This window comes from Bradyrhizobium sp. Rc3b (assembly GCF_900114915.1).
Lineage (GTDB): Bacteria > Pseudomonadota > Alphaproteobacteria > Rhizobiales > Xanthobacteraceae > Bradyrhizobium.
The window spans coordinates 85,902-107,082 of sequence record NZ_FOUS01000006.1 but is presented as its reverse complement, the minus strand read 5'-3'; the positions used below and the strand labels follow the sequence as shown (position 1 = coordinate 107,082).

The window sequence follows — 21,181 nt, the reverse complement described above, 5'->3', positions numbered from 1 at the left end:
ATGCGGATTCTGGGGGCATCGTTGGGGATCGGGCTTGCAGCTTGCTGCATCGCGTCTGCGCGCGCCCAGTCGATCAATCCCGGCGTGATCCAGAACGACGTCGACCGGCAGCGGCGGCAGCTCGAACAGCAGAGCGCGCCGCCCAAGCTCACCGGGCCGGCGGTGATCGGCGGCGAGCGGGAAAAGTCCCAGCTCCTGAAGCCGGGCGGGCCGAAATTTCGCCTGCGCAAGGTCACGTTCGACGAGTCCAAGTTCATCACGCCGGCGGAGCTGGATGAGATCGCGAAGAAATATGTCGGCAAGGACGTCGACATCGCCTCGCTGTTGCAGCTCGTTGCCGACATCAACGCGATCTATGCCGCGCGCGGCATCGTCACGGGCATCGCGACCCTGCCCGAGCAGGACGCCAAGGGCGGTGTCGTCCGCGTCAAGCTGACCGAAGGTCGGCTGCAGAAGACGACGGTCGAGGGCAACAAGCAGACCCGCACCGACTACATCCTCGATCGCGTGAAGGAGCCCGAAGGCGAGGTCCTCGACGTTCCAAAGCTCAACCGCGACGTGATCTGGTTCAACCGGACCAACGACGTCCAGATCAAGGCGCTGCTGCAGCCCGGCACGAGCTTCGGCCTCACCGACCTCCAATTCGCGGTGATCGAGCCGCCGGTCGACACCTTGCAGCTCTTCACCGACAACCAGGGTTCCGAGAACACGGGGCGCTGGGAAGGCGGTGCCTTCTACAAGCGCCACGGCCTGTTCGGCGTCGACGACCGCCTGACCTTCTACGGCGTCCGTTCCGACGGCAATCTCAACGGCAACGTCGCCTACAGCATCCCGGTCAATCCCTGGGGCGGCCGCGCCGGCGTCAGCTATACCGAAGGCAAGATCAAGATCGTCCAGGGGCCGTTCGTCGCGCTCGACGTCACCGGCCGCTCGAGCCAGGCCGCGGTCAATTTCAGCCAGCCGGTCTGGGTGACCCAGGACTGGCTGGTGCTGCTCAACGCCGCCTTGACCGAGGGCAAGACCGTCAGCCGCTTTGCCACGGTCGCCGTCACCGACGACCACTACGACAAGACCACGGCCGGAATCTCGGTGACCAAGTCCGGCAACACCTATTCGATCACGGTCTCACCGGCAGTGAACTACATCGCGTGGCATGACTATGTGCTCGGCAACAACCGCGCGTTCAACACCTATACCGGCTCGCTGATCGCGACGAGCGCTGCAGGGCCCCAGAACTTCAGCGCCAATGTGCTGGCGAGCTGGCAGTACACGCAGGAGAAGCTGCTGCCGGGCGATCAGATCTTCTCGATCGGCGGCCCCACCACCGTACGCGGTTATCCCTCCAATGCGGCTTCCGGCGACAGCGGCTATTATCTCAACGCCGAACTGCATTACAACTGGTCGCAATGGCTGAGGGGTTTCGACACCTACGTCTTCACCGACTGGGGTGCGGTGTATTCGACCTTCCCCGGCGTCACCGAAATGGCCTCTGTCGGCGTCGGCTTCTCCTGGACTTATGCGTCGTTCATGACGTTCGAGGCGAATTACGCGACGCCGCTGAAGATGGCGGTCTCGACCCAGAACCATTACGAGGCCTATGGCCGCGTCATCTTCCGGCCGCTGCTGATGTTCCAGAAGCCGGAGCCACCCTCGCCTGTGGCGGCGATGGCTGGCAGGAGCAGGTCGTAGCGTCTCCGTCATGGCCGGGCGTGTCCGGCCATCCACGTTCTTTTGACGTGGAAACGAAGACGTGGATGCCGGGACAAGCCCGGGCATGACGAGCTTGGGGTCAACGCCGCAACGTAAACTCATCCGCGCCGCGCCGGTGCTCCCATTTCGCCTGCTCCAGCTCGGGCTGGTCGCATTCGACTTCCGGATAGCCGATGCAGAGATAGGCGATGAACTTCCAGGTATCGGGCACGTCGAGAACGGCGTGGATACGATCCGGATTGAGGATCGAGATCCAGCCGATGCCGATGCTCTCTGCGCGTGCGGCGAGCCACATCGCGGTGATGGCAGCGACCACGGAATACTCGGTGGTTTCCGGCATGGTCGCGCGGCCGAGGCCGTGGCCGATGTCGCTGGCCTTGTCGGCGAACACGGCGAGGTGTCCGGGGGCCTGTTCGAGGCCCGACAATTTCAGCGTGGCGTAGCGGGCCGCACGTTCGCCGGAATAGCAGTTCAGCGCGTCGGCGTTGCACGCCGTGAAATCGTCGATGATGGCGCGACGTCGTGCAGCATCATCGACGGTGACGAAGCGCCAGGGTTGACTCAGGCCGACCGAGGGCGAGAGACAAGCGGTCTCGATCAGGCGATCGATGGCGCCGGCCGGCAGCGGGTCAGCTCGAAAGCGGCGGACGTCGCGGCGCCATACGAACAGCTCGCGCAAGTGCTGACGGAAGGTGTCGTCGAACTCGACCATGAGATCAGCCTCCCATCCGGAAGGATGCCGCGACCAGCAGAATGAGGATCTCGCCGATCTGCTCGAAGGCACCGAGGATGTCGCCGGTCTGCCCGCCGATCTGGCGCACCGCAAGCCGCGCCAGCAACAGGCCGGCGAGCGACAGCAGGATCAGGCCGACCAGCGCCTTGCCCGGCCCCAACGCGAGAGCGAGCGCGAGCGTTCCAAGAGCGAAGGCGATGGCAATGCTGCGGCCCGGCGGCGATCCCGCGCTCGCCGACAGCCCGTCAGGCCGCGCTGGCGGTACCAATGACATGAAGGCCGGCACGCCGGCGCGGGCGGCGGCATGCGCTGACAACAGTGCACATGCAACCAGCAAGGGATCGGCGATGGCCGCGAGTGCGCTCCAGCGCAGGCCGAACGACACAATCAGCGCGCAGACGCCGTAGGTCCCGATCCGGCTGTCACGCATGATCTCGAGCTTGCGCTCGCGCGTGCGACCGCCGCCGAGCCCGTCGGCGGTGTCGGCGAGACCGTCTTCGTGCAGCGCGCCGGTGATGAGGGCGGTCGTCGCGAGTGCAAGCAGGGCAGCAATGTTCGGTGTCAGTCCGAAGCGGATGGCGACCTTGTAGACGAAAGCGCCGGCAAGGCCGACCAGCAGTCCCGCGACGGGTAGCGCCCAGGTCGCGCGCGCGACGGCGCCGTCGCCTGCAGGCTTCGACGATGCGACGGGAAGGATCGTGACGAACGACGCTGCCATCCTGAGATCGGCGACGACGTCCTTGAAGAGCTCGGCGCGCGGCATCATTTCAATTTCATGGGCAAACCGGCGACGACGAACTCGACCTCGTCGGCGGCTTCGGCGATGATCTGGTTCATGATGCCGGCGGCGTCGCGATAGCTGCGCGCCAGCGCGTTGTCGGGGACGATGCCGAGACCGACCTCGTTGGTGACGAGGACGACCGGGCTTTTCAGGCGGGGCAGGGCGGCCGCGAGTTCGGTCACTTCACGCTCCCAGTCGCGTTCCGCATGCATCAGGTTGGAAAGCCACAGTGTCAGGCAGTCCACCAGCCGTGCGCCGCCGCCATCGCTTGCGACTAGCGCGGGAACGAGATTAAGCGGCACTTCGCGCTCGATCCAGTCGGTTCCGCGGCGCGCGCGATGCTTGGCGATGCGCGCCTCCATTTCGGTATCGAGTGCCTCCGCCGTCGCGACATAGACGGGCTGCCCGGGAAAAGCGCGCGTGCGCGTTTCCGCACGCTTGCTCTTGCCCGATCTCGCTCCGCCGGTGATCAAGATGACGGCCATAAAGGTCTCCTGTGGGCCTGACTAATCACCAAACGCGGCCAAAGACAAAGCCGAAATCAGGCGGGTAGGGGCTTGCGCTTGGGACTTGCTTTGCGCAACAGGGGCGGGACAGGAGGCGTGTGTGGGCTTTGCGGGCGCGATGGTGGTGGCGATGGCGGTGGATGCCCTCCTGGGCTGGCCGTCGTGGCTGTTCGCGCGGATCGGTCATCCCGTGACCTGGCTGGGTCGGCTGATCGGTGCCATCGACATCACCTGGAACCGCTCGTCCGATCCGCCGGCATTTCGCCGCGCTGCTGGTGTCGCTGGCGCGCTTCTGGTGATTGCGCTCTCCGTCGCACTCGGCTGGACGCTTCAGGCCTTGCTTTCCTCGGGTTGGATCCAGATCGTGCTGATCGGCATCCTAGCCTGGCCCTTGGTCGCTTCGCGCTCGCTACATGACCACGTCGCCGCCGTCGCGAATCCTCTGATGGCCGGTGACATCACCGCCGCGCGCGAGGCGGTCTCGCGCATCGTCGGTCGCGATCCCAAAGCGCTGGATCAAGCCGGCATCGCGCGGGCGGCGATCGAAAGCCTTGCCGAAAACGCCTCGGACGGCATCGTCGCGCCAGTGTTCTGGGGCGCGCTGTTCGGCCTGCCGGGTATCCTCGGCTACAAGGCGATCAACACGTTGGACTCCATGATCGGCCATCGTAGCGAGCGGCATGAGGCCTTCGGTTGGGCCGCGGCGCGCATCGACGATGTCGCCAATTTCATTCCGGCGCGGCTGACCGGCTTTCTGTTCGTGCTGCTGGCCCCGCACCGATCGCAGGCGCTGGCGTGCATGACGCGGGACGCGCGCCGTCACCGCTCGCCCAATGCCGGCTGGCCGGAAGCGGCGATGGCGGGTGCGCTCGGTGTGCGGCTCAGCGGCCCTCGCATCTATCACGGCAGCTCGACGAATGAGCCCTGGCTCAATGAAGGTGCGCGCGATCCGCTGGCAGCTGACATCGGCGAGGGACTGACGGTCTATCGCCGCGCCATGGTGCTGCTCGCTGGCACCCTTGCGATCCTGGCCTTCGCGTGAAAGAACGGGGCATGCGCGAGCACGGTGGAAATCTGGATCTGGCACAGCAGCATTTTGGCGGGCGCGCGGAAGACTGGATTGACCTGTCGACAGGGATCAACCGGCTGCCTTACCCCGTGGCCGAGATCGATCCGCGCTATTGGAACGCACTGCCTTCGCGATCCGACCTCAACGCCCTGCATCAGGCGGCGCAGCAGGCCTATCGCACCAGCGCACCGATCGTTGCGATGGGCGGCGTGCAGGCTGCCATTCAATTGCTGCCGCAACTGGTGCCGACCGGCCGCGCGCGCATTCTCGCGCCGACCTATAACGAGTACGCAGGGGTTCTGTCGGCCGCAGGCTGGGATGTCCAGGAGGCCAGCGAGCTCGACGCGCTGGCAGGCGCGGATCTCGCCATCGTCGTCAATCCCAACAATCCCGGCGGTCAGCATCATGCACCGAAGGATCTGCTCGCACTGCTGCCGCGCGTCGGCCGCCTCGTCATCGACGAGAGCTTTGTCGACGCCGTTCCGCTGCTGTCACTTGCATCGGAAGCCGGTCGGCCGGGACTGCTGATCCTGCGCTCGTTCGGAAAGTTCTATGGTCTTGCCGGCCTGCGGCTCGGCTTCGCGATCGGCAATGCCGCCGACATAGGCAAGCTTGCGTTGATGTCGGGTCCATGGCCGGTTTCGGGAGCGGCGATCGCGATCGGCTGTCGCGCGTTGCGTGACGACGCCTGGGCCGAGGCCACGTCAGCGCGACTCGCCCGGGACTGTGTTCGCCTCGATGCCATCGCGCACGCGCAAGGCTGGATGCTGCTTGGGGGGACGCCGCTGTTCCGTCTCTACGAGACGCCCGGCGCGCTCGCCGCGCAAGAGAGATTGGCACGAAGCCATATCTGGTCGCGCGTCTTTGCACAAAGGCCGACATGGCTGCGCCTCGGGCTTCCGGGCAGCGAAGCCGAATGGACGCGGCTTGCCGAGGTGCTAGCGCGCTAGCGCGAGCAGTCCTTCCACGTCGAGATGCTTTTCGATGTGATCGGCCAGCGCATCGAGCGCGCTTTCGACCCTGGCTTGATAGGGCTCGCCACCTGCGGGAATGTCGAGCCTGGCCAGATAGGCCTTGCGGAAATCATCCGACGTGAACAGGCCGTGCAGATAGCTGCCCTGCACGCGGCCATCGCGCGAGATCGCGCCTTCCGGCTCGCCGTTCAGCTTCGCAAACGGGCGCGCGCGGTCCGGCCCGTCAGTGCGGCCGATGTGGATTTCGTACGCCTCGATTGGCTGGTCTGTGTCGGCATGCACGGCCGCGACACGCGTCAGCGTCTTCTGCGGACTCATCACCGTGTCCACGTCCAGCAGCCCGAGGCCCGGCGTGTCGCCTGCGGTGCCTTCGATGCCGTCAGGATCGGCGACGTTGCGCCCAAGCATCTGATAGCCGCCGCAGAGACCGAGCACATGGCCGCCCCTGCGGTGATGCGCGAGCAGATCGATGTCCCAGCCTTGCGCGCGCAGGAAGGCGAGATCGCCGCGGGTGGATTTCGAGCCGGGGATGATGACGAGACGCACGTCCCCCGGGATCGCTTCGCCCGGGCGTACCATCACGAGATCGACGCCCGGCTCGAGCTTGAGCGGATCGAGATCGTCGAAATTGGCGATCCGCGACAGCGCCAGGCAGGCGATCTTGCACTGGCCCGGCTTGCGCGCGTCGCTGAGGCCGAGCGCGTCCTCGGCCGGCAGCTCGCCGGCGCGCGCGAACCAGGGCAGCACGCCGAAGCCGAGCCAGGCCGTTCTTTGTTCGATCAGCCTGTAGCCGTCGTCGAACAGCGAGGGATCGCCGCGGAACTTGTTGATGACAAAACCCTGGATCATCGCGGCATCGTCGGGGTCGATCACGGTCTTGATGCCGACCAGCTGGGCGATGACGCCGCCGCGGTCGATGTCGCCGACCAGCACGACCGGCACGTCCGCCTTGCGCGCAAAGCCCATATTGGCGATGTCGGCCTTGCGCAGGTTCACTTCGGCCGGGCTACCGGCACCTTCCACCAGCACCAGATCGGCCCGCCCCTTCAGCCGCTCAAAGCTCTCCAGCACCGCGCCCATCAGCGATGGCTTCATCGCGGCATAGTCGCGGGCACGCGCGGTCGCGATGCGCTTTCCTTGGACGATCACCTGCGCGCCGATGTCGGTCTCGGGCTTGAGCAGCACGGGGTTCATGTCGGTGTGCGGTTCGACGCGAGCGGCCAGCGCCTGCAGCGCCTGGGCGCGGCCGATCTCGCCGCCATCGACGGTGACGGCGGCGTTGTTCGACATGTTCTGCGGCTTGAACGGGATCACGCGCAGGCCGCGCCGCGTGAGGGCGCGCGCGAGACCGGCGACGATGAGCGACTTGCCCACGTCCGAGCCGGCCCCCTGGATCATCAGCGCGCGTGCCATCGAACTCAGAACTCGACGCCGGCCTGTGCCTTGATGCCGGAGCGGAAGGGATGTTTCACCAGCGTCATCTCGGTGACGAGATCGGCGATCTCGATCAACTCCTCCTTGGCGTTGCGGCCGGTGAGGACGACATGCGTCATCGGCGGCTTCGAGGTGGTCAGAAACTCGACGACCTCGGCGATGTCGAGATAGTCGTAGCGCAGCGCGATGTTGATCTCGTCGAGCACGACCATACGCAGGCTCTCATCGAGGATCAGCTCCTTGGCCTTCTCCCAGCCGGCGCGCGCGGCGGCGATGTCGCGGGCGCGGTCCTGCGTCTCCCACGTAAAACCTTCGCCCATGGCGTGGAACTGGCAGAGGTCGCCGAAATGGCCGGTGAGCAGGCGCCGCTCGCCGGTATCCCAGGCGCCCTTGATGAATTGCACGACTGCGCAGGGAAGGCCGTGCGCGACGCAGCGGACGATCATGCCGAAGGCCGACGAGGACTTGCCCTTGCCGGCCCCGGTGTGGACGATGATGAGGCCCTTTTCGCCGCTCTTGGTCGCCATGATCTTGTCGCGGGCGGCCTTCTTCTTCGCCATTTTCGTGGCGTGGCGGGCGTCGGTTTCTTCGGCCGTTTTTGTATCCGGTTCAGGCGTCATCGGGTCCCGGTCCTTCGGCTTGACAAGTGGCGGCCACCGGCAAATGGTGGCCCGGCGTTGGTTCCTGTCCTATGACAGGCGAAGAGGGAATGCGATAGGGTCCGAATCGGCAAGATTTGGGTCCAAAATGCAGCCGCCCCCGCGACCGTGACCGGAGAGATGTCCGAAGCCACTGATTCCCTCAGGGAATCGGGAAGGCGGGGATCGAAGGGGAAAACCCTGCTCCGCAAGCCGGGAGACCTGCCAGCGCGGACGAGTTTTGGACCGGCGGACGGGGTGTTCCGCGACGGGGAAAACGGGCCTCCAATAGAGCGGTCCGTGTGCCTCATCGCCTCCCGCTGTTATCTGGAAGAGGCGATGACCGTCACACTTCACGTCTGCATCACCTGCCGTGCCGGCGAGACGCCTGGCGAAGGCGAGGCGACGCCCGGCAAGCGCCTGCATGGGGCGATCCTCGACGCGGGCGTGCCCGAGGGTGTCAATGTGGTTCCCGTCGAATGCCTGTCGGCATGCAACCAGGGTTGCTCGGTCGCGCTGAGCGCGCCCGGCCGGTGGTCTTACGTCTATGGCCGCCTCTCGGATGCAAATGCGCAGGATGTGGTCGCGGGCGCCGCGGCCTATGCGGCCGCGCCTGACGGCCTCGTGCCCTGGCGCAGCCGGCCGGAAATATTCCGCAAGCAGTCGCTTGCCCGCATTCCCCCCATTGCCGTCGTGCCGGAGGCCGCCGAATGAACTCGCTCGCAAAAGTCCCTGTGACGGTGGTCACCGGTTTTCTCGGCTCGGGCAAGACGACGCTGATCCAGCATCTGCTCAGCAATGCCGGCGGCAAGAAGCTCGCGGTGCTCGTCAACGAGTTCGGCAGTGAGGGCGTCGACGGCGAGATATTGAAATCCTGCGCCGACGCCAATTGCCCGGAGGAGAACATCGTCGAGCTCGCCAATGGCTGCATCTGCTGCACCGTTGCCGACGATTTCATTCCGACCATGGAAAAACTACTGGCGCGGCCCGTGCGGCCCGATCACATCCTGATCGAGACCTCGGGCCTGGCGCTGCCCAAGCCGCTGCTGAAGGCATTCGACTGGCCGGAGATCCGTTCGCGCATCACCGTCGACGGCGTGATCGCGCTCGCGGATGCCGAGGCTGTCGCCGCTGGCCGCTTTGCGCCGGATCCTGACGCCGTCGAAGCGCAGCGCGCGGCGGACGAGAGCCTGGATCACGAGACGCCGCTGTCGGAAGTGTTCGAGGATCAGATCGCCTGCGCCGACATCGTGCTGCTGACCAAGGCCGACCTCGCTGGCGCGGCGGGACTTGAAGCGGCCAAGGCTGCCATCACCGCCGAGATGCCGCGCCGCGTGCCGATGCTCCCCGTGACCGACGGTGCGATCGATGCGCGCGTCATCCTCGGTCTTGGCGCTGCCGCCGAGAACGATCTCGCCGCGCGTCCCTCGCATCATGACGGCGAGGAAGAGCACGAGCACGATGATTTCGCCTCGGTCGTGGTCGACCTTCCTGAAGTCGCCGACGTCGATGCGCTGGTCGCATCCGTCCAGAAGCTGGCGCGCGAGCAGAACGTGCTGCGCGCTAAGGGCTACATCGCGGTCGCGGGCAAGCCGATGCGGCTGCTGCTGCAGGCGGTCGGCGAGCGCGTGCGCCACCAGTTCGACAAGCCCTGGGGCGCAGGTCACAGGCGGTCGAAGCTCGTCGTGATCGGCGAGCACGGCGATATCGACGAGGCCGCCATCAAGGCAGGACTAGGTATCTGATGCACGTCGTCTTCCGCGAGAGCCGCGGTCTGGAGGAGACCGCGACGCCAAGGGATATCGGCCAGGACCCGGCCGATCTCGTGGTGCTCTCGTATTCGGATTCGGATCTCGCGGCGTTCGCAGCCGGCTGGCGGCGTGGCCGCCACAGCCTGCCGACGCTGCGGCTCGCCAATCTCGCGGAGCTGCGTCATCCGCTGTCAGTGGACACCTATATCGAGCGCACGCTGTCTCAGGCGCGTGGCATTCTGGTTCGCCTGATTGGTGGTGAGTCCTACTGGCCGTATGGTCTGGCTGTGCTCCGGCAGCTCGCCAAGGACCGTGGCATTGTGCTGGCCGTGCTGCCGGCCGACGGCCGCGACGACCCGCGGCTCGATGCATACTCGACCCTGCCGGTCTCGACGCTGCGCCGGCTCAAGGTGCTCTGCGACACCGGCGGACCGGTCGCCGCGCAAGCCGCGATCGCACAGCTCGCACTGGCTTCGGGACTCTATGCCGGGCCTGTTATCGGCGATACCGCTGTGCCCGAGATGGGGTTCTACGATCCCGCCCGCGGCGTCATTGCGGCACCGGCGCACGGCGAGGGCAAGCCGCGTGTGCTGGTAACGTTCTATCGCTCATATCTCACCGCCGCGGACATGGGCCCGGTCGATGCCCTGATCGCAGAGCTGCGCGGGCGCGGCTTTGAAGCCTGCGGCGTGTTCGTGACCTCGCTGAAGGCCGCGGGCGTCGCGGATTGGTTGCGGGCGCATCTTGCGCAAAATCCTCCGGCGGCGATCGTCAACGCGACGGCGTTCTCCGCGGCTGGCGACGACGGCACGACGCCGTTCGATGCCGCAGCGTGCCCGGTGTTCCAGGTCGCGCTCTCCACCGCCCGGCGCGAGGACTGGACGGAGTCGCTGCGCGGCCTGTCGCCCGGCGATCTCGCGATGCATGTGGTGCTGCCCGAGGTCGACGGCCGTTTGTTCGCGGGCGTGGTGAGCTTCAAATCAGCCGGCATTCGTGACCCCGATCTGCAGTTCTCACACCTGGCGCATCGCGCCGATGAGGAGCGCGTGACGGCCGTCGCTGCGCGCGTCGCGGCGTGGCGGCGACTTGCGGAGACGCCGGCCGGTGAGAAGCACCTGGCGCTCGTGCTCTCGAACTATCCGGGCCGGCCGCACCAGATCGCGCATGCGGTCGGGCTCGATGCGCTGGCCTCGGTCGAGGCGTTGGTGTCGGATCTCGCCGAGGCCGGCTTCGATGTTGTTCCGGTCCATGCGCTCGGCGAGGCGCTGCTCAAGCAGAAGCTCACTTGGAGCGTCGCCGACTACCGCGCGGCGCTTTCGCGCCTGCCGCAAGCCTTGCAGGATGATCTCGCGCAAGCCTGGGGCGCGCCCGAGAGTGATCCGAGCTGCCGCGACGGCGCGTTTCATTTCGCCGCGATCCAATGCGGCCGATCGATCATCGCGGTTCAACCGGAACGCGGCGATGCGACCACGCGCGATACCGATTATCACGATCTCGCCCGCACGCCGCGCCACGCCTATGTCGCGTTCTATCTCTGGCTTCGGCAGCAGGCCTGTGACGCCGTCGTGCACATGGGCGCACATGGCACGCTGGAATGGCTGCCCGGGAAATCCGTGGCGCTGTCGTCCGCGTGCTGGCCGGAAGCCCTGATCGGCGATCTTCCAATCATCTATCCCTTCATCGTCAACGATCCCGGCGAGGCCGCGCAGGCCAAGCGGCGCTTGGGGGCCGTCACCATTGGTCATCTGCCGCCGCCGCTCACCGCATCCGCCGTGCCCGAAGGCTTGCGCCGGCTCGAACAGCTCCTCGACGAATATTCGACCGCCGATGGTCTCGATCCCGCGCGCCGTCAGCGATTGATCGCAGCGATCCGTGATGAGGCGCGCGTGGCGGGCCTCGAGGACGATCTCGGTTTGGATGCCTCGGCCGCGCCCGCCGAAGCCATTCCGCGGATCGATCGCTTCGTCTGCGATCTCAAGGAAAGCCAGTTCGGCGACGGCCTGCATGTGTTCGGCCGCGGCGCCTGCGGCGATGCGGAGCGCGACGCGTTGCGTTCGGCACTTGCCGGCAAGCGCGTTGCGCCGGGACCGTCGGGCTCGCCCTATCGCGGCCGTCAGGACGTGTTGCCGACCGGACGCAATCTCTTTGCCGTCGATCCGCGCGCGGTGCCGACGCCGTCGGCGCATGCGCAGGGCATCAAGCTTGCCGAAGAGCTGCTGCGCCGCCATCTGCAGGATCATGGCGACTGGCCGAAGGGCCTCGTGGTCGATCTCTGGGGCTCGGCAACGATGCGCACCGCGGGCGAGGAATTTGCGATGGCGCTGCATCTGGCCGGCCTTGCGCCGCGCTGGGATCACGCCTTCGGCCGCGTCATCGGATACGACATCGTCGCGCCGGCCGAGCTCGGCCGTCCCCGCATCGATGTCACGTTGCGGGTGTCGGGCCTGTTCCGCGACGTCTTCTCAGGCCTTGCGCAATTGTTCGAGGCCGCCTCCGAAGCGCTTGCGACGCGCGAGGACGAGGGCGACGAGAATCCGTACCGCCACCGCGCCTCCCGCGTGTTCGCGCCGCGTCCCGGACAATACGGCGTCGGTCTATCGGCGATCCCCGATGCCTTCACGCCCGAGACACGCGAAGCCGCGGGCGAAGCCTGGTTGTCGGCATCGTCCTGGGCGTTCTCGGCCGACGGCGAGATGCAGCCGAATCGCGCCGGCATCGAGCAGCGCCTTGCTTCGGCTGATGGCTTTGTCCATGTCCAGGATTTGCCGGAAACTGATCTGCTGCTCGCGGCCGATTATGCCGCGCATGAAGCCGGCGTTGCGGCGGCTGCAGAGCATCTGGGCGCGGCAGGACCATCGCTCTATCACCTCGACACGACTCGTCCCGAGCAGCCCCACGCGCGCACGCTGACCGAGGAGGTCTCGCGCGTCGTCCGAGCGCGCGCCGCCAACCCGGCGTGGATCGCCGGCATGATGCGTCATGGCTTTCGCGGCGCCGCCGAGATCACCGCGACGCTGGAGCATATGGCCGCTTTCGCTCATCTTGCCGGCGCCGTGCCGCCGCATCTGTTCGATCTCTACTACGATGCGACGCTCGGCAATGACGACGTCCGCGCCTTCATGGCGCGTGAAAATCCGTCCGCTCTCGCCGCGATGGAAACCTGTTTCGCGCGCCTGCACGATGCGGCGCTTTGGCAAACGCGCCGCAATTCGATCGCGGCGGCGCTGCGGGAGGCCTCATGAGCGCGGCCACGGTCAAGGGCTGGTGTCCCGGCGCGCTGCGCCCGATGCTCTCGGGCGACGGGCTCGTGGTGCGCGTGCGTCCGTTCGGTGGGCGGCTCGAAGCACCACAAATCACAGGACTTGCCGAGCTCGCCGGGCAACACGGCAATGGTCTGATCGACGTGACGAGCCGTGCCAATCTGCAGATCAGGGGCGTTAGCGAAGAAGGCCATCGGCCGTTGATCGACGGCCTTGCGCGACTGGCGCTGCTCGATCCGGATCCGGCGACGGAAGCCCGTCGCAACATCCTCGTCACGCCGTTCTGGCGCGCTGGCGACGCGACTCAACCGCTAGCAGCCGAGCTCGAAGAAGCGCTCGAGGATAACGCGCTCGCGCTTCCAACGAAGTTCGGTTTCGCGATCGATGACGGGACCTCGCGCGTGCTCGCCGGCGATTCCGCCGACATACGCATCGAGCGCGATCGCACAGGCGGTCTCCTGGTGCGGGCCAACGGCGCAAAGCTCGGCCGCTCCGTCGCACGCGGAGAGGCCGTGAGCACGGCGCTCGCGCTCGCAAGCTGGTTCCTGGTCTCCGGCGGCGCGACGGGCGGGCGAGGGCGCATGGCGGCCCACATCGCCTCCGGCGCGCTATTGCCTCAATCGTTGCGCGGCGAGACCGAGCCCGCGCCCGTGATGGCCGCCTCGCGCCCCGGGCACTATCCGCAAGGCGCGATGGTGGGCGTCGCGTTCGGGCAGATGCTGCATACGACGCTGCATCAATTCGCCGGTTGCGGACATGCGCTGCGCATGACGCCCTGGCGGATGGTGCTGAGCGAAGGCAAGCGCGAGATGCCGAGCGCGCCGGGCCTGATCACCGAGCCGTTCGATCCCGCGTTGCGCGTCATCGCCTGCAGTGGCGCGCCGCGCTGCCGCGAAGCCCATGCCGATACGCGCGCGCTCGCAGCAGCGCTCGCCCCGCGCATCGCCGCCGATACGCGGCTGCACGTCTCCGGCTGCGGCAAGGGCTGTGCCCATTCCGGCACGGCCGCCGTCACGCTGGTGGCGACCCGCGCCGGCTTCGATCTCGTCCGTGACGGCTCGATCCGCGACGAGCCGGTGTTGCGCGGCCTGAACGGCGCCGACATCGTCAGCGACCCCTCCATCCTGGTGGGAGGGAACTGATGCCGCACACTTACGAGACCGATGGCGCGGCGATCTACCGGCAGTCCTTTGCGACCATCCGCGCCGAAGCCGATCTCGCGCGCTTTTCGCCCGACGAGGAGCAAGTCGTGGTGCGGATGATCCATGCCGCCGGCATGGTGGGTCTTGAGGCGCATATCCGCTTCACCCCGGGCATGGCGATCGCTGCGCGCGCCGCCTTGCAGAAGGGCGCGCCGATCCTCTGCGACGCGCGCATGGTCTCGGAAGGGATTACGCGCGCAAGGTTGCCCGCAGCCAATGCTGTGATCTGCACGCTTGGCGACGAGACCGTGCCTGCACTCGCACAATCCATGCACAACACCCGCTCGGCCGCGGCGCTGGAGCTGTGGCGGCCGCATCTCGATGGCGCGGTCGTTGCGATCGGCAATGCGCCGACCGCGCTGTTTCATCTGCTCAACATGCTGGAGGACCGCGACTGCCCGCGGCCTGCGGCGATCATCGGCTGTCCCGTCGGTTTTGTCGGCGCGGCCGAGTCCAAGGCCGCGCTGATGGCCGATCCGCCCGTGCCGGCGCTGACGGTCCAGGGCCGCCTCGGCGGCTCTGCGATCACGGTTGCCGCGGTGAATGCGCTGGCGAGCCGGAGCGAATAGCGATGGGACGCATCATCTGCTGCGGTCTCGGCCCCGGCGATCCTGATCTGATGAGCGTGCGCGCCGATCGCACCGTGCGCGCCGCGCAGCACGTCGCCTATTTCCGCAAGAAGGGCCGGCCGGGCCAGGCGCGGCGCATCGTCGAAGGCATGTTGGCGACCGATGTCACCGAATATCCCATGGAATATCCCGTTACGACGGAGATCGCCTTCGACAGCGCCGAGTACGTGCAGCTGCTGGCCGGCTTCTACGACGAGTGGGCGGAGCGTCTGGCGCGGCTTGCGCGCGCGGTCGACGTCGTCGTACTTTGCGAGGGCGATCCTTATTTCTACGGCTCCTTCATGCATCTGCACATACGCCTGCAGGGCCGCGTCGAGATCGAGGTGATCGCGGGCATTCCCGGCATGGTCGGCTGCTGGAACGGCGTTGGACAGCCGATCGCACTCGGCGATGACGTGACGACCGTGCTGATGGGGACGCTTCGCGAAGACGAGCTCGAGCGGCGTATGCGCGATTCCGATGCGATCGTCGTCATGAAGACGGGACGCAATCTCGCAAAGGTGCGGCGTGCACTCAGCTCTGCCGGCCGGCTCGACGATGCCTGGCTGGTCGAGCGCGGCACCATGCCAGGCGAGCGCGTGGTGCGGCTCGCCGAGGTCGACGGCGCCGACTGTCCCTATTTCGCGATTGTGTTGGTGCACGGCAAGGGCCGGCACCTGGACGCTGCCGAATGACGGGCACATTGACCATCGCGGGCCTCGGGCCGGGCAGCGATGCGCTGGTGACGCCCGAGGTCACGGCCGCGCTGGCTTCCGCGACCGACATTCTGGGTTACGCGCCCTATGTCGCGCGCGTGCCGCCGCGTGCTGGGCTTAAGCTGCACCCCTCGGATAACCGCGAGGAGCTGCAGCGTGCGAGCGAAGCGCTGCGGCTTGCCGCCAAAGGCGGGCAGGTCGTCGTCGTCTCCTCCGGCGATCCCGGCGTCTTCGCGATGGCCTCGGCCGTGTTCGAGGCGCTCGAACAGGCGCCGCAATGGCGGGATCTTTCGATTCGCGTGCTGCCTGGCATCACCGCGATGCTGGCAGCGGCCGCACGTGCGGGCGCGCCGCTCGGCCATGATTTCTGCGCGATCAATCTCTCCGACAATCTCAAGCCGTGGGCAGTCATCGAGAAGCGCCTGCGGCTCGCCGCCGAGGCCGATTTTTCGATTGCGATGTATAATCCGCGCTCGGCAAGCCGGCCGGAAGGATTCGGCCGCGCGCTTGCGGTGCTGAAGGACGCAGGCTGCGGCGAGCGCCTCGTGATTTTTGCGCGCGCGATCAGCGATTCTGATGAGAGCATCGAAACTGTCACGCTGAACGAAGCCCGGCCCGAGATGGCCGACATGCGCACGCTGGTGATCGTCTGCAATTCGCAGACCCGCCGGGTCGGCCGCTGGGTCTATGCGCCGAGGCGGGTAGAATGACCGAGCCACTGCATGATCTCGGCCACGCTCTCGACCCGCAACCGCTCGGGCAGCTCCGGCCGCGATATCATCATCACGGGCAGGCCGAGCATGCGGGCCGCGTCGATCTTGGCGCGCGCGCCGTCGCCGCCGGAATTGCGGGCGACGATCCAGCCGATGCCGCGCCCATGCAACAGATCAAGCTCACTGTCGAACGTGAACGGCCCGCGCGATACGATCACGTCGGCGGCGAAGGGCAGGGGCGCCTCCGGCGGATCGACGAACCGCAGCGAATAGGTATGCTGCGGCTTGTTCGCAAACGGCGCGATATGCTGGCGTCCGATGGCGAGGAACACTTTTGCGGGCGCCTCGGGCAGCGCGGCGACGGCGGCGCTGACGTCCGTGACTTCGATCCAGTTGTCGCCGGGCGCTTTCGTCCAAGGCGGGCGCTCCAGCGCAATCAGCGGTGTGGCGGTTTCCGCGCACGCTTCGACCGCATTGCGGCTCATCTCGGCAGCGAACGGATGCGTCGCGTCGATCACGTGCGTGATGCCTTCGCGGCGGATGTAATCGGCCAGTCCGCTAACGCCGCCGAAGCCGCCGATGCGGGTCGGCAGCGGCTGATCCGCAGGCGCGCGGGTGCGACCGCCATAGGAGTAGACGGCCTCGATGCCTGCTCGCGCGATCGCCGCGGCGAGCAAGCTCGCATCGGCAGTTCCGCCCAGAATGAGGGCGCGCGTCATGGCTGATCCCTGGCTGACCATCATTGGTATTGGCGAAGATGGCCTTGCCGGGCTGTCGGAGGCAAGCCGAAAGGCGCTCAATGAGGCCGAAACCGTCTTCGGTGGTGAACGGCATCTCGCGCTTGCCGGCGTCGGCAGCCGCGGCCGTCCGTGGCCGGTGCCGTTCGACGCCCGTGTCGTTCTGAGCTGCCGCGGCCGGCCGACGGCGGTGCTCGCTTCCGGCGATCCATTCTGGTACGGCGCCGGCGCAGGTCTTGCCGAGAAGCTCGGAGGGGACGAGTGGATCGCGCATCCGGCACCGTCGACCTTCTCGCTTGCGGCCGCGCGGCTGGGCTGGCGTTTGGAGTCCGTGACCTGCATCGGGCTTCATGCCGCGCCGTTCGAGCGTCTCGTGCCGCATCTGGCGCGAGATGCACGCATCATCTGCCTGGTACGCGACGCAGCGGCGGTCGACGATCTCGCGAAATGGTTGACCGAACGCGGATGGGGCGCTTCACTCTTGTGGACCCTCGTGGCACTTGGCGGCCCACGGGAATACATTGATCAGCATCGCGTCGATCTCTTTGCTGATGATATCGCTGGAAATCTGGTTGCGGTAGCGCTGCTGGCGAGGGGCACGCAAGGCATGCCCCGCAGCTCGGGCCTGTCAGACGATCTGTTCATCCATGACGGCCAGATCACCAAGCGGCCGGTGCGCGCGCTGGCGCTGTCGGCGCTGGCGCCGCGTCCGGGCGAGCGACTGTGGGATATCGGCGCCGGCTCGGGGTCGATCTCGGTCGAGTGGGCGCTGTGCGGCGGGACAGCGACTGCGATCGAGGCGCGCGAGGAACGCACCGCAAACATCCGCAGCAATGCAGCGGCGTTTGGACTTTCGCACCGGATCACCGTCGTCAAAGGGAGGGCGCCCGAGGCTGTTGCTGCCCTGGAAGCACCGGATGCGGTCTTCATCGGCGGCGGCCTCGATAGCGCGATGTTCGATGAGATCTGGTCGCGAATTGCGCCGGGCACGCGGCTGGTTGCACATTCAGTCACATTGGAGACGGAAGCGTTGCTCGGCGATCTGCACCAGCGCCACGGCGGCGAGCTGATGCGGGTGGAGATCGCGCATGCCGCGCCGCTCGGCCGCTACCGCTCCTGGGAGGCGGCACGGCCGGTGGTGCAGTGGAGTACGGTCCGATGAAGGTGGCCGGGTTTGGCTTCAGAAGAGATGTCAGTCTCGCTTCGCTGCGCGAAGCACTGCTGGCGGCGGGTGATCCCGAAGGCCTCACTGCGATGGCAACCGTCAGCGACAAGGCCGACGCGGAGCCGCTGCAGCAGCTCGCGCGTGAGTGCGGTGTGCCGATCAAGGCTGTACCGGCCGAAATGTTGGCCGGTATCGCCACGCCGACCCAGTCCAATCTCGTGATGGAGAAGTTCGGCACTGGATCGATCGCCGAAGCCGCGGCGCTCGCTGCGGCCGGGCCTCGCGCTCGGCTGATCTCGACACGCGTTGTCTCGCAGGATCGCACGGCGACGGCCGCGATCGCGGAAGGAGACGGCGCATGACGGTGCATTTTATCGGCGCGGGGCCGGGCGCTCCCGATCTGCTGACGTTGCGCGGCCGCGACCTGATCGCGGCCTGTCCGGTCTGCCTCTATGCCGGCTCGCTGGTCCCCGAGGGCGTGCTGGCGCATTGTCCGCCCGGCGCGCGCATCGTCAATACCGCGCCGCTGTCGCTCGACGAGATCATTGCCGAGATCGCCGCCGCGCATGCGGCGGGCAAGGACGTCGCCCGCCTGCATTCCGGCGATCTCTCGATCTGGTCGGCGATGGGCGAGCAGCTCCGCCGCCTGCGCGCACTTGGCGTTCCGTTCACCGTGACGCCTGGTGTGCCGTCCTTCTCCGCCGCTGCGGCAGCGCTCGAGGCCGAGCTGACTTTGCCCGGCCTGGCTCAGACCGTGGTGCTGACGCGCACGCCGGGCCGTGCCAGCGCGATGCCTGAGGGCGAGAAGTTGGCAGCCTTCGCCGCGACCGGTGCAGTGCTCGCGATTCATCTGTCGATCCATCTGCTCGACAAGGTCGTCGCCGAGCTCGCGCCGCATTACGGCGCGGACTGTCCGGTCGCGATCGTCTGGCGCGCGAGCTGGCCGGATCAGCGCATCATAAGCGCCACGCTGGCTACGCTCGATGCTGCCGTCGGCACCGAGATGGAGCGCACCGCGATCATTCTGGTCGGCAAGACGCTCGGCGCTGCGGATTTCGACGAGAGCCGCCTTTACGCCGCTGATTACGATCGCCGCTATCGGCCGGTCGGCGCCGAGCCGCGTTTTCCGGAGGGCTCGTGATGGCGGCAGGCCTCGTCATCTCCGCACCGGCCTCCGGCGTCGGCAAGACCACGCTGACGCTGGCGCTCGCGCGCGCCTGGCGCCATCGCGGCTTGAACGTGCAGTGCTTCAAGAGCGGTCCCGATTACATCGATCCCGCCTTCCACGCCGCCGCCACGGGGCGCGCTTCCGTCAACGTCGATAGCTGGGCGATGGATCGCGGGGCGATCTCGCATCTCGTCGGCCGCGGCGCGGACGCCGATGTCGTGCTTGCCGAGGGATCGATGGGCCTGTTCGACGGCGTCGCCGCGCCCGGTGTTTCCGGCACCGGTGCCACCGCCGACATTGCGGAGATGCTGGGCTGGCCGGTGGTGCTGGTGATCGATCCTTCCGGACAAGCGCAGACCGCGGCGGCGATCGCCGCGGGTCTTCGTGATTATCGCCCCGGCGTACGGCTCGCCGGCGTCGTGCTCAACCGCGTTGCCAGCCCGCGCCACGAAGACCTCGTGCGGCGTGCGCTCAACGACGCCGGCATTGCCGTGTTCGGCGCGCTGCCGCGCCATGCCGAGATCAGCCTGCCGAAGCGGCATCTCGGCCTGGTGCAGGCCGAGGAGCAGGCCGAGATCGGCAAGCTGATCGACGAGGCCGCGCGCTTCGTTGCCGAGCATGTCGATCTCGATGCGGTGCTGCGATCGGCTGCGTCCTGGACACCACAACCCGCCGCGAATGGGCTGAACGTGACGCCGCCGGGCCAGCGCATCGCGCTCGCGCGCGATGCGGCGTTCTCTTTCGTCTATCCGCACATGCTGGAAGCCTGGCGCGGGGCGGGCGCGGAGATCTCGACATTCTCGCCACTCTCCGATGAAGCGCCCGACGCGAGCGCCGATGTGTGCTGGCTGCCCGGCGGTTATCCCGAGCTGCATGCCGGCAGGATCGCGGCCAATGCGCGTTTTCGCAGCGGCCTGCGCGCCTTCGCCGAAACGCGACCGGTGCACGGCGAATGCGGAGGCTATATGGTGCTGGGAACCGCTTTGACCGATGCGGACGGTGTTCGCCATGAGATGACAGGCCTGCTTGGCCTCGAGACCAGCTTTGCCAAACGTCGCATGCATCTCGGTTATCGTCTCGCGACGCTGGCCGCGCCGATGCCGGGACATCGCCCCAGTGCGCGCCTGCGCGGCCATGAGTTCCACTATTCGACCATTCTTGCCCAGCCTGATACGCCGTTGGCAGTCGTGCACGATGCAACCGGCGCGGTCATTGCCGAGACCGGTTCGCAGCGCGGCCACGCCACCGGCACGTTCTTTCATCTGATCGCGGAGGACCGGTGAGCGGATTCGTCTCCTTCATCTCCGCCGGCCCCGGCGACCCCGAGCTTCTCACGCTCAAGGGCGCCGCGCGGCTGCGCGAGGCCGACGTCGTGCTCTATGACGATCTCGCCTCCGGCGCGATCCTTGATCTCGCCCGGCCCGGCGCCAATCTCGTCGCGGTGGGGAAACGGGCAGGGCGTCCCTCGACCAAGCAGCACCACGTCAACCGCCTGCTGGTCGACTACGCCGCAACAGGTGCGCGCGTGGTTCGGCTCAAGTCGGGCGATGCCGGCATTTTCGGCCGGCTCGAGGAGGAGCTGGAGACGCTGCGTGAGGCCGGCATCGGCTACGAGATCGTTCCCGGCGTCACATCGGCCTGCGTTGCCGCAGCGCAAGCCGGCATCCCCCTGACCCGGCGCCACACCTCGCGCCGGGTGCAATTCGTCACCGGCGCTGATGTCACCGGCGAGTTGCCGCCGAATCTGAATTGGGCGGCCCTGGCCGATCCTGAGGCGACGACCGTGGTCTATATGGGTCGGCGCACCTTCCCCGCGCTTGTCGCAAAGTTGATCGCGCACGGCCTCGCTGCAGATACTCCCGCGCTGTTCGCCGAATCCCTCGGCCGCCCGGACGAACGGCTGGTCCGCACCACCATCGCCGAGCTTGCCGAGCAGCTTGCGCGCGGCGGCGCCGCGTCGACGGCCGCCGTGATCCTGTTTGGGGCGCTGGCGGGGGATTATCCGTCATGACGGCC

General features: G+C 67.3%; 21 protein-coding genes and 1 riboswitch. Of the genes, 15 read left to right on the top strand and 6 right to left on the bottom strand.

Going from position 1 to position 21,181, the window contains the following annotated elements:
* Positions 1-1,689, top strand: coding sequence for a ShlB/FhaC/HecB family hemolysin secretion/activation protein (locus tag BM190_RS15565; RefSeq protein ID WP_092256224.1), 1,689 nt, complete (start codon positions 1-3; stop codon positions 1,687-1,689).
* 100 nt (positions 1,690-1,789) lie between these two features.
* Here BM190_RS15565 and bluB read toward each other — a convergent pair whose 3' ends face one another.
* Genes bluB through cobU form a run of 3 tightly spaced genes read right to left on the bottom strand, consistent with a single transcriptional unit; the run spans position 1,790 to position 3,709 of the window.
* Positions 1,790-2,422, bottom strand: a complete 633-nt coding sequence (gene bluB, locus BM190_RS15560) for a 5,6-dimethylbenzimidazole synthase (RefSeq protein WP_092256221.1) — start codon at positions 2,420-2,422, stop codon at positions 1,790-1,792.
* A 4-nt stretch (positions 2,423-2,426) separates the two neighbouring features.
* Complete coding sequence (gene cobS, locus BM190_RS15555; protein WP_092256219.1) at positions 2,427-3,209, bottom strand: adenosylcobinamide-GDP ribazoletransferase; 783 nt, start codon at positions 3,207-3,209, stop codon at positions 2,427-2,429.
* A complete protein-coding gene (gene cobU / locus BM190_RS15550) occupies positions 3,206-3,709 on the bottom strand; it encodes a bifunctional adenosylcobinamide kinase/adenosylcobinamide-phosphate guanylyltransferase (RefSeq protein ID WP_092256216.1) in 504 nt (167 codons plus the stop codon). The genes cobS and cobU overlap by 4 nt, the downstream gene beginning before the upstream one ends.
* A 121-nt stretch (positions 3,710-3,830) precedes the next feature.
* Here cobU and cbiB point away from each other — a divergent pair, with 121 nt between their 5' ends.
* Positions 3,831-4,772: an adenosylcobinamide-phosphate synthase CbiB gene (gene cbiB, locus BM190_RS15545; protein ID WP_177237095.1), complete on the top strand. Its 942-nt coding sequence runs from the start codon at positions 3,831-3,833 to the stop codon at positions 4,770-4,772.
* A gap of 11 nt (positions 4,773-4,783) precedes the next feature.
* Positions 4,784-5,749: a threonine-phosphate decarboxylase CobD gene (gene cobD, locus BM190_RS15540; RefSeq protein WP_177237094.1), complete on the top strand. Its 966-nt coding sequence runs from the start codon at positions 4,784-4,786 to the stop codon at positions 5,747-5,749.
* On the opposite strand, the gene BM190_RS15535 is transcribed toward cobD, so the two are convergent.
* Together BM190_RS15535 and cobO are read right to left on the bottom strand one after the other, a co-directional pair.
* On the bottom strand, positions 5,738-7,186 hold the full coding sequence (locus tag BM190_RS15535; RefSeq protein ID WP_092256211.1) for a cobyric acid synthase: 1,449 nt from the start codon (positions 7,184-7,186) through the stop codon (positions 5,738-5,740). The two genes, cobD and BM190_RS15535, sit on opposite strands and share 12 nt — an antisense overlap.
* A gap of 5 nt (positions 7,187-7,191) precedes the next feature.
* A complete protein-coding gene (gene cobO, locus BM190_RS15530; protein WP_092256208.1) occupies positions 7,192-7,827 on the bottom strand; it encodes a cob(I)yrinic acid a,c-diamide adenosyltransferase in 636 nt (211 codons plus the stop codon).
* Positions 7,828-7,868: 41 nt separating this feature from the next.
* A riboswitch (cobalamin riboswitch) is annotated at positions 7,869-8,089 on the top strand.
* A gap of 95 nt (positions 8,090-8,184) precedes the next feature.
* On the opposite strand from cobO, the gene BM190_RS15525 reads away from it, so the two are divergent.
* From BM190_RS15525 to cobJ, 7 genes are read left to right on the top strand one after another with little or no spacing between them, the layout of a single operon-like run.
* A complete protein-coding gene (locus BM190_RS15525) occupies positions 8,185-8,559 on the top strand; it encodes a DUF1636 family protein (protein ID WP_018315957.1) in 375 nt (124 codons plus the stop codon).
* On the top strand, positions 8,556-9,590 hold the full coding sequence (cobW, locus tag BM190_RS15520; RefSeq protein WP_092256206.1) for a cobalamin biosynthesis protein CobW: 1,035 nt from the start codon (positions 8,556-8,558) through the stop codon (positions 9,588-9,590). Before BM190_RS15525 ends, cobW begins: the two co-directional genes overlap by 4 nt.
* Positions 9,590-12,838 carry a cobaltochelatase subunit CobN gene (gene cobN, locus BM190_RS15515; protein WP_092256203.1) on the top strand — a complete coding sequence of 1,083 codons (3,249 nt, stop codon included), beginning with the start codon at positions 9,590-9,592 and terminating at the stop codon, positions 12,836-12,838. The genes cobW and cobN overlap by 1 nt, the downstream gene beginning before the upstream one ends.
* Entirely contained in the window at positions 12,835-13,998 is a 1,164-nt protein-coding gene (gene cobG, locus BM190_RS15510) for a precorrin-3B synthase (protein WP_092256866.1), read from the top strand. The genes cobN and cobG overlap by 4 nt, the downstream gene beginning before the upstream one ends.
* The gene (locus BM190_RS15505; protein WP_092256199.1) at positions 13,998-14,627 is read left to right on the top strand and encodes a precorrin-8X methylmutase; all 630 of its coding nucleotides are present in this window, start codon (positions 13,998-14,000) and stop codon (positions 14,625-14,627) included. Before cobG ends, BM190_RS15505 begins: the two co-directional genes overlap by 1 nt.
* A gap of 2 nt (positions 14,628-14,629) precedes the next feature.
* Positions 14,630-15,361 (top strand): precorrin-2 C(20)-methyltransferase, encoded by a 732-nt coding sequence (locus BM190_RS15500; protein WP_092256198.1) that lies wholly within the window; start codon positions 14,630-14,632, stop codon positions 15,359-15,361.
* Complete coding sequence (gene cobJ, locus BM190_RS15495) at positions 15,358-16,092, top strand: precorrin-3B C(17)-methyltransferase (protein ID WP_092256195.1); 735 nt, start codon at positions 15,358-15,360, stop codon at positions 16,090-16,092. The genes BM190_RS15500 and cobJ overlap by 4 nt, the downstream gene beginning before the upstream one ends.
* Here cobJ and BM190_RS15490 read toward each other — a convergent pair.
* Complete coding sequence (locus BM190_RS15490) at positions 16,068-16,814, bottom strand: cobalt-precorrin-6A reductase (RefSeq protein ID WP_092256192.1); 747 nt, start codon at positions 16,812-16,814, stop codon at positions 16,068-16,070. The genes cobJ and BM190_RS15490 overlap by 25 nt on opposite strands.
* On the opposite strand from BM190_RS15490, the gene cbiE reads away from it, so the two are divergent.
* The 5 genes from cbiE to cobA are packed head-to-tail and all read left to right on the top strand — an operon-like array spanning position 16,813 to position 21,176.
* Complete coding sequence (gene cbiE, locus BM190_RS15485; RefSeq protein WP_092256190.1) at positions 16,813-17,994, top strand: precorrin-6y C5,15-methyltransferase (decarboxylating) subunit CbiE; 1,182 nt, start codon at positions 16,813-16,815, stop codon at positions 17,992-17,994. The genes BM190_RS15490 and cbiE overlap by 2 nt on opposite strands.
* Positions 17,991-18,359 carry a cobalamin biosynthesis protein gene (locus BM190_RS15480; RefSeq protein WP_177237093.1) on the top strand — a complete coding sequence of 123 codons (369 nt, stop codon included), beginning with the start codon at positions 17,991-17,993 and terminating at the stop codon, positions 18,357-18,359. Before cbiE ends, BM190_RS15480 begins: the two co-directional genes overlap by 4 nt.
* Positions 18,356-19,138: a precorrin-4 C(11)-methyltransferase gene (cobM, locus tag BM190_RS15475; protein WP_092256185.1), complete on the top strand. Its 783-nt coding sequence runs from the start codon at positions 18,356-18,358 to the stop codon at positions 19,136-19,138. Before BM190_RS15480 ends, cobM begins: the two co-directional genes overlap by 4 nt.
* Entirely contained in the window at positions 19,138-20,448 is a 1,311-nt protein-coding gene (locus tag BM190_RS15470; protein WP_092256182.1) for a cobyrinic acid a,c-diamide synthase CobB, read from the top strand. Before cobM ends, BM190_RS15470 begins: the two co-directional genes overlap by 1 nt.
* Positions 20,445-21,176 carry a uroporphyrinogen-III C-methyltransferase gene (gene cobA, locus BM190_RS15465; protein ID WP_092256179.1) on the top strand — a complete coding sequence of 244 codons (732 nt, stop codon included), beginning with the start codon at positions 20,445-20,447 and terminating at the stop codon, positions 21,174-21,176. Before BM190_RS15470 ends, cobA begins: the two co-directional genes overlap by 4 nt.
* Positions 21,177-21,181 lie beyond the last annotated feature (5 nt).

What these genes read in the sequence shown, in the direction of transcription:
- cobN (WP_092256203.1), top strand. Translation starts at nt 9,590, where the DNA reads ATGCACGTCGTCTTCCGCGAGAGCCGCGGTCTGGAGGAGACCGCGACG.
- cobG (WP_092256866.1), top strand. Translation starts at nt 12,835, where the DNA reads ATGAGCGCGGCCACGGTCAAGGGCTGGTGTCCCGGCGCGCTGCGCCCG.
- BM190_RS15500 (WP_092256198.1), top strand. Translation starts at nt 14,630, where the DNA reads ATGGGACGCATCATCTGCTGCGGTCTCGGCCCCGGCGATCCTGATCTG.
- cobU (WP_092256216.1), bottom strand. Translation starts at nt 3,709, where the DNA reads ATGGCCGTCATCTTGATCACCGGCGGAGCGAGATCGGGCAAGAGCAAG.
- cobO (WP_092256208.1), bottom strand. Translation starts at nt 7,827, where the DNA reads ATGACGCCTGAACCGGATACAAAAACGGCCGAAGAAACCGACGCCCGC.
- cbiE (WP_092256190.1), top strand. Translation starts at nt 16,813, where the DNA reads ATGGCTGATCCCTGGCTGACCATCATTGGTATTGGCGAAGATGGCCTT.
- cobW (WP_092256206.1), top strand. Translation starts at nt 8,556, where the DNA reads ATGAACTCGCTCGCAAAAGTCCCTGTGACGGTGGTCACCGGTTTTCTC.
- bluB (WP_092256221.1), bottom strand. Translation starts at nt 2,422, where the DNA reads ATGGTCGAGTTCGACGACACCTTCCGTCAGCACTTGCGCGAGCTGTTC.
- cobM (WP_092256185.1), top strand. Translation starts at nt 18,356, where the DNA reads ATGACGGTGCATTTTATCGGCGCGGGGCCGGGCGCTCCCGATCTGCTG.
- BM190_RS15480 (WP_177237093.1), top strand. Translation starts at nt 17,991, where the DNA reads ATGAAGGTGGCCGGGTTTGGCTTCAGAAGAGATGTCAGTCTCGCTTCG.
- BM190_RS15535 (WP_092256211.1), bottom strand. Translation starts at nt 7,186, where the DNA reads ATGGCACGCGCGCTGATGATCCAGGGGGCCGGCTCGGACGTGGGCAAG.
- BM190_RS15470 (WP_092256182.1), top strand. Translation starts at nt 19,138, where the DNA reads ATGGCGGCAGGCCTCGTCATCTCCGCACCGGCCTCCGGCGTCGGCAAG.
- BM190_RS15505 (WP_092256199.1), top strand. Translation starts at nt 13,998, where the DNA reads ATGCCGCACACTTACGAGACCGATGGCGCGGCGATCTACCGGCAGTCC.
- BM190_RS15525 (WP_018315957.1), top strand. Translation starts at nt 8,185, where the DNA reads ATGACCGTCACACTTCACGTCTGCATCACCTGCCGTGCCGGCGAGACG.
- BM190_RS15490 (WP_092256192.1), bottom strand. Translation starts at nt 16,814, where the DNA reads ATGACGCGCGCCCTCATTCTGGGCGGAACTGCCGATGCGAGCTTGCTC.
- cobD (WP_177237094.1), top strand. Translation starts at nt 4,784, where the DNA reads ATGCGCGAGCACGGTGGAAATCTGGATCTGGCACAGCAGCATTTTGGC.
- BM190_RS15565 (WP_092256224.1), top strand. Translation starts at nt 1, where the DNA reads ATGCGGATTCTGGGGGCATCGTTGGGGATCGGGCTTGCAGCTTGCTGC.
- cobJ (WP_092256195.1), top strand. Translation starts at nt 15,358, where the DNA reads ATGACGGGCACATTGACCATCGCGGGCCTCGGGCCGGGCAGCGATGCG.
- cobS (WP_092256219.1), bottom strand. Translation starts at nt 3,209, where the DNA reads ATGATGCCGCGCGCCGAGCTCTTCAAGGACGTCGTCGCCGATCTCAGG.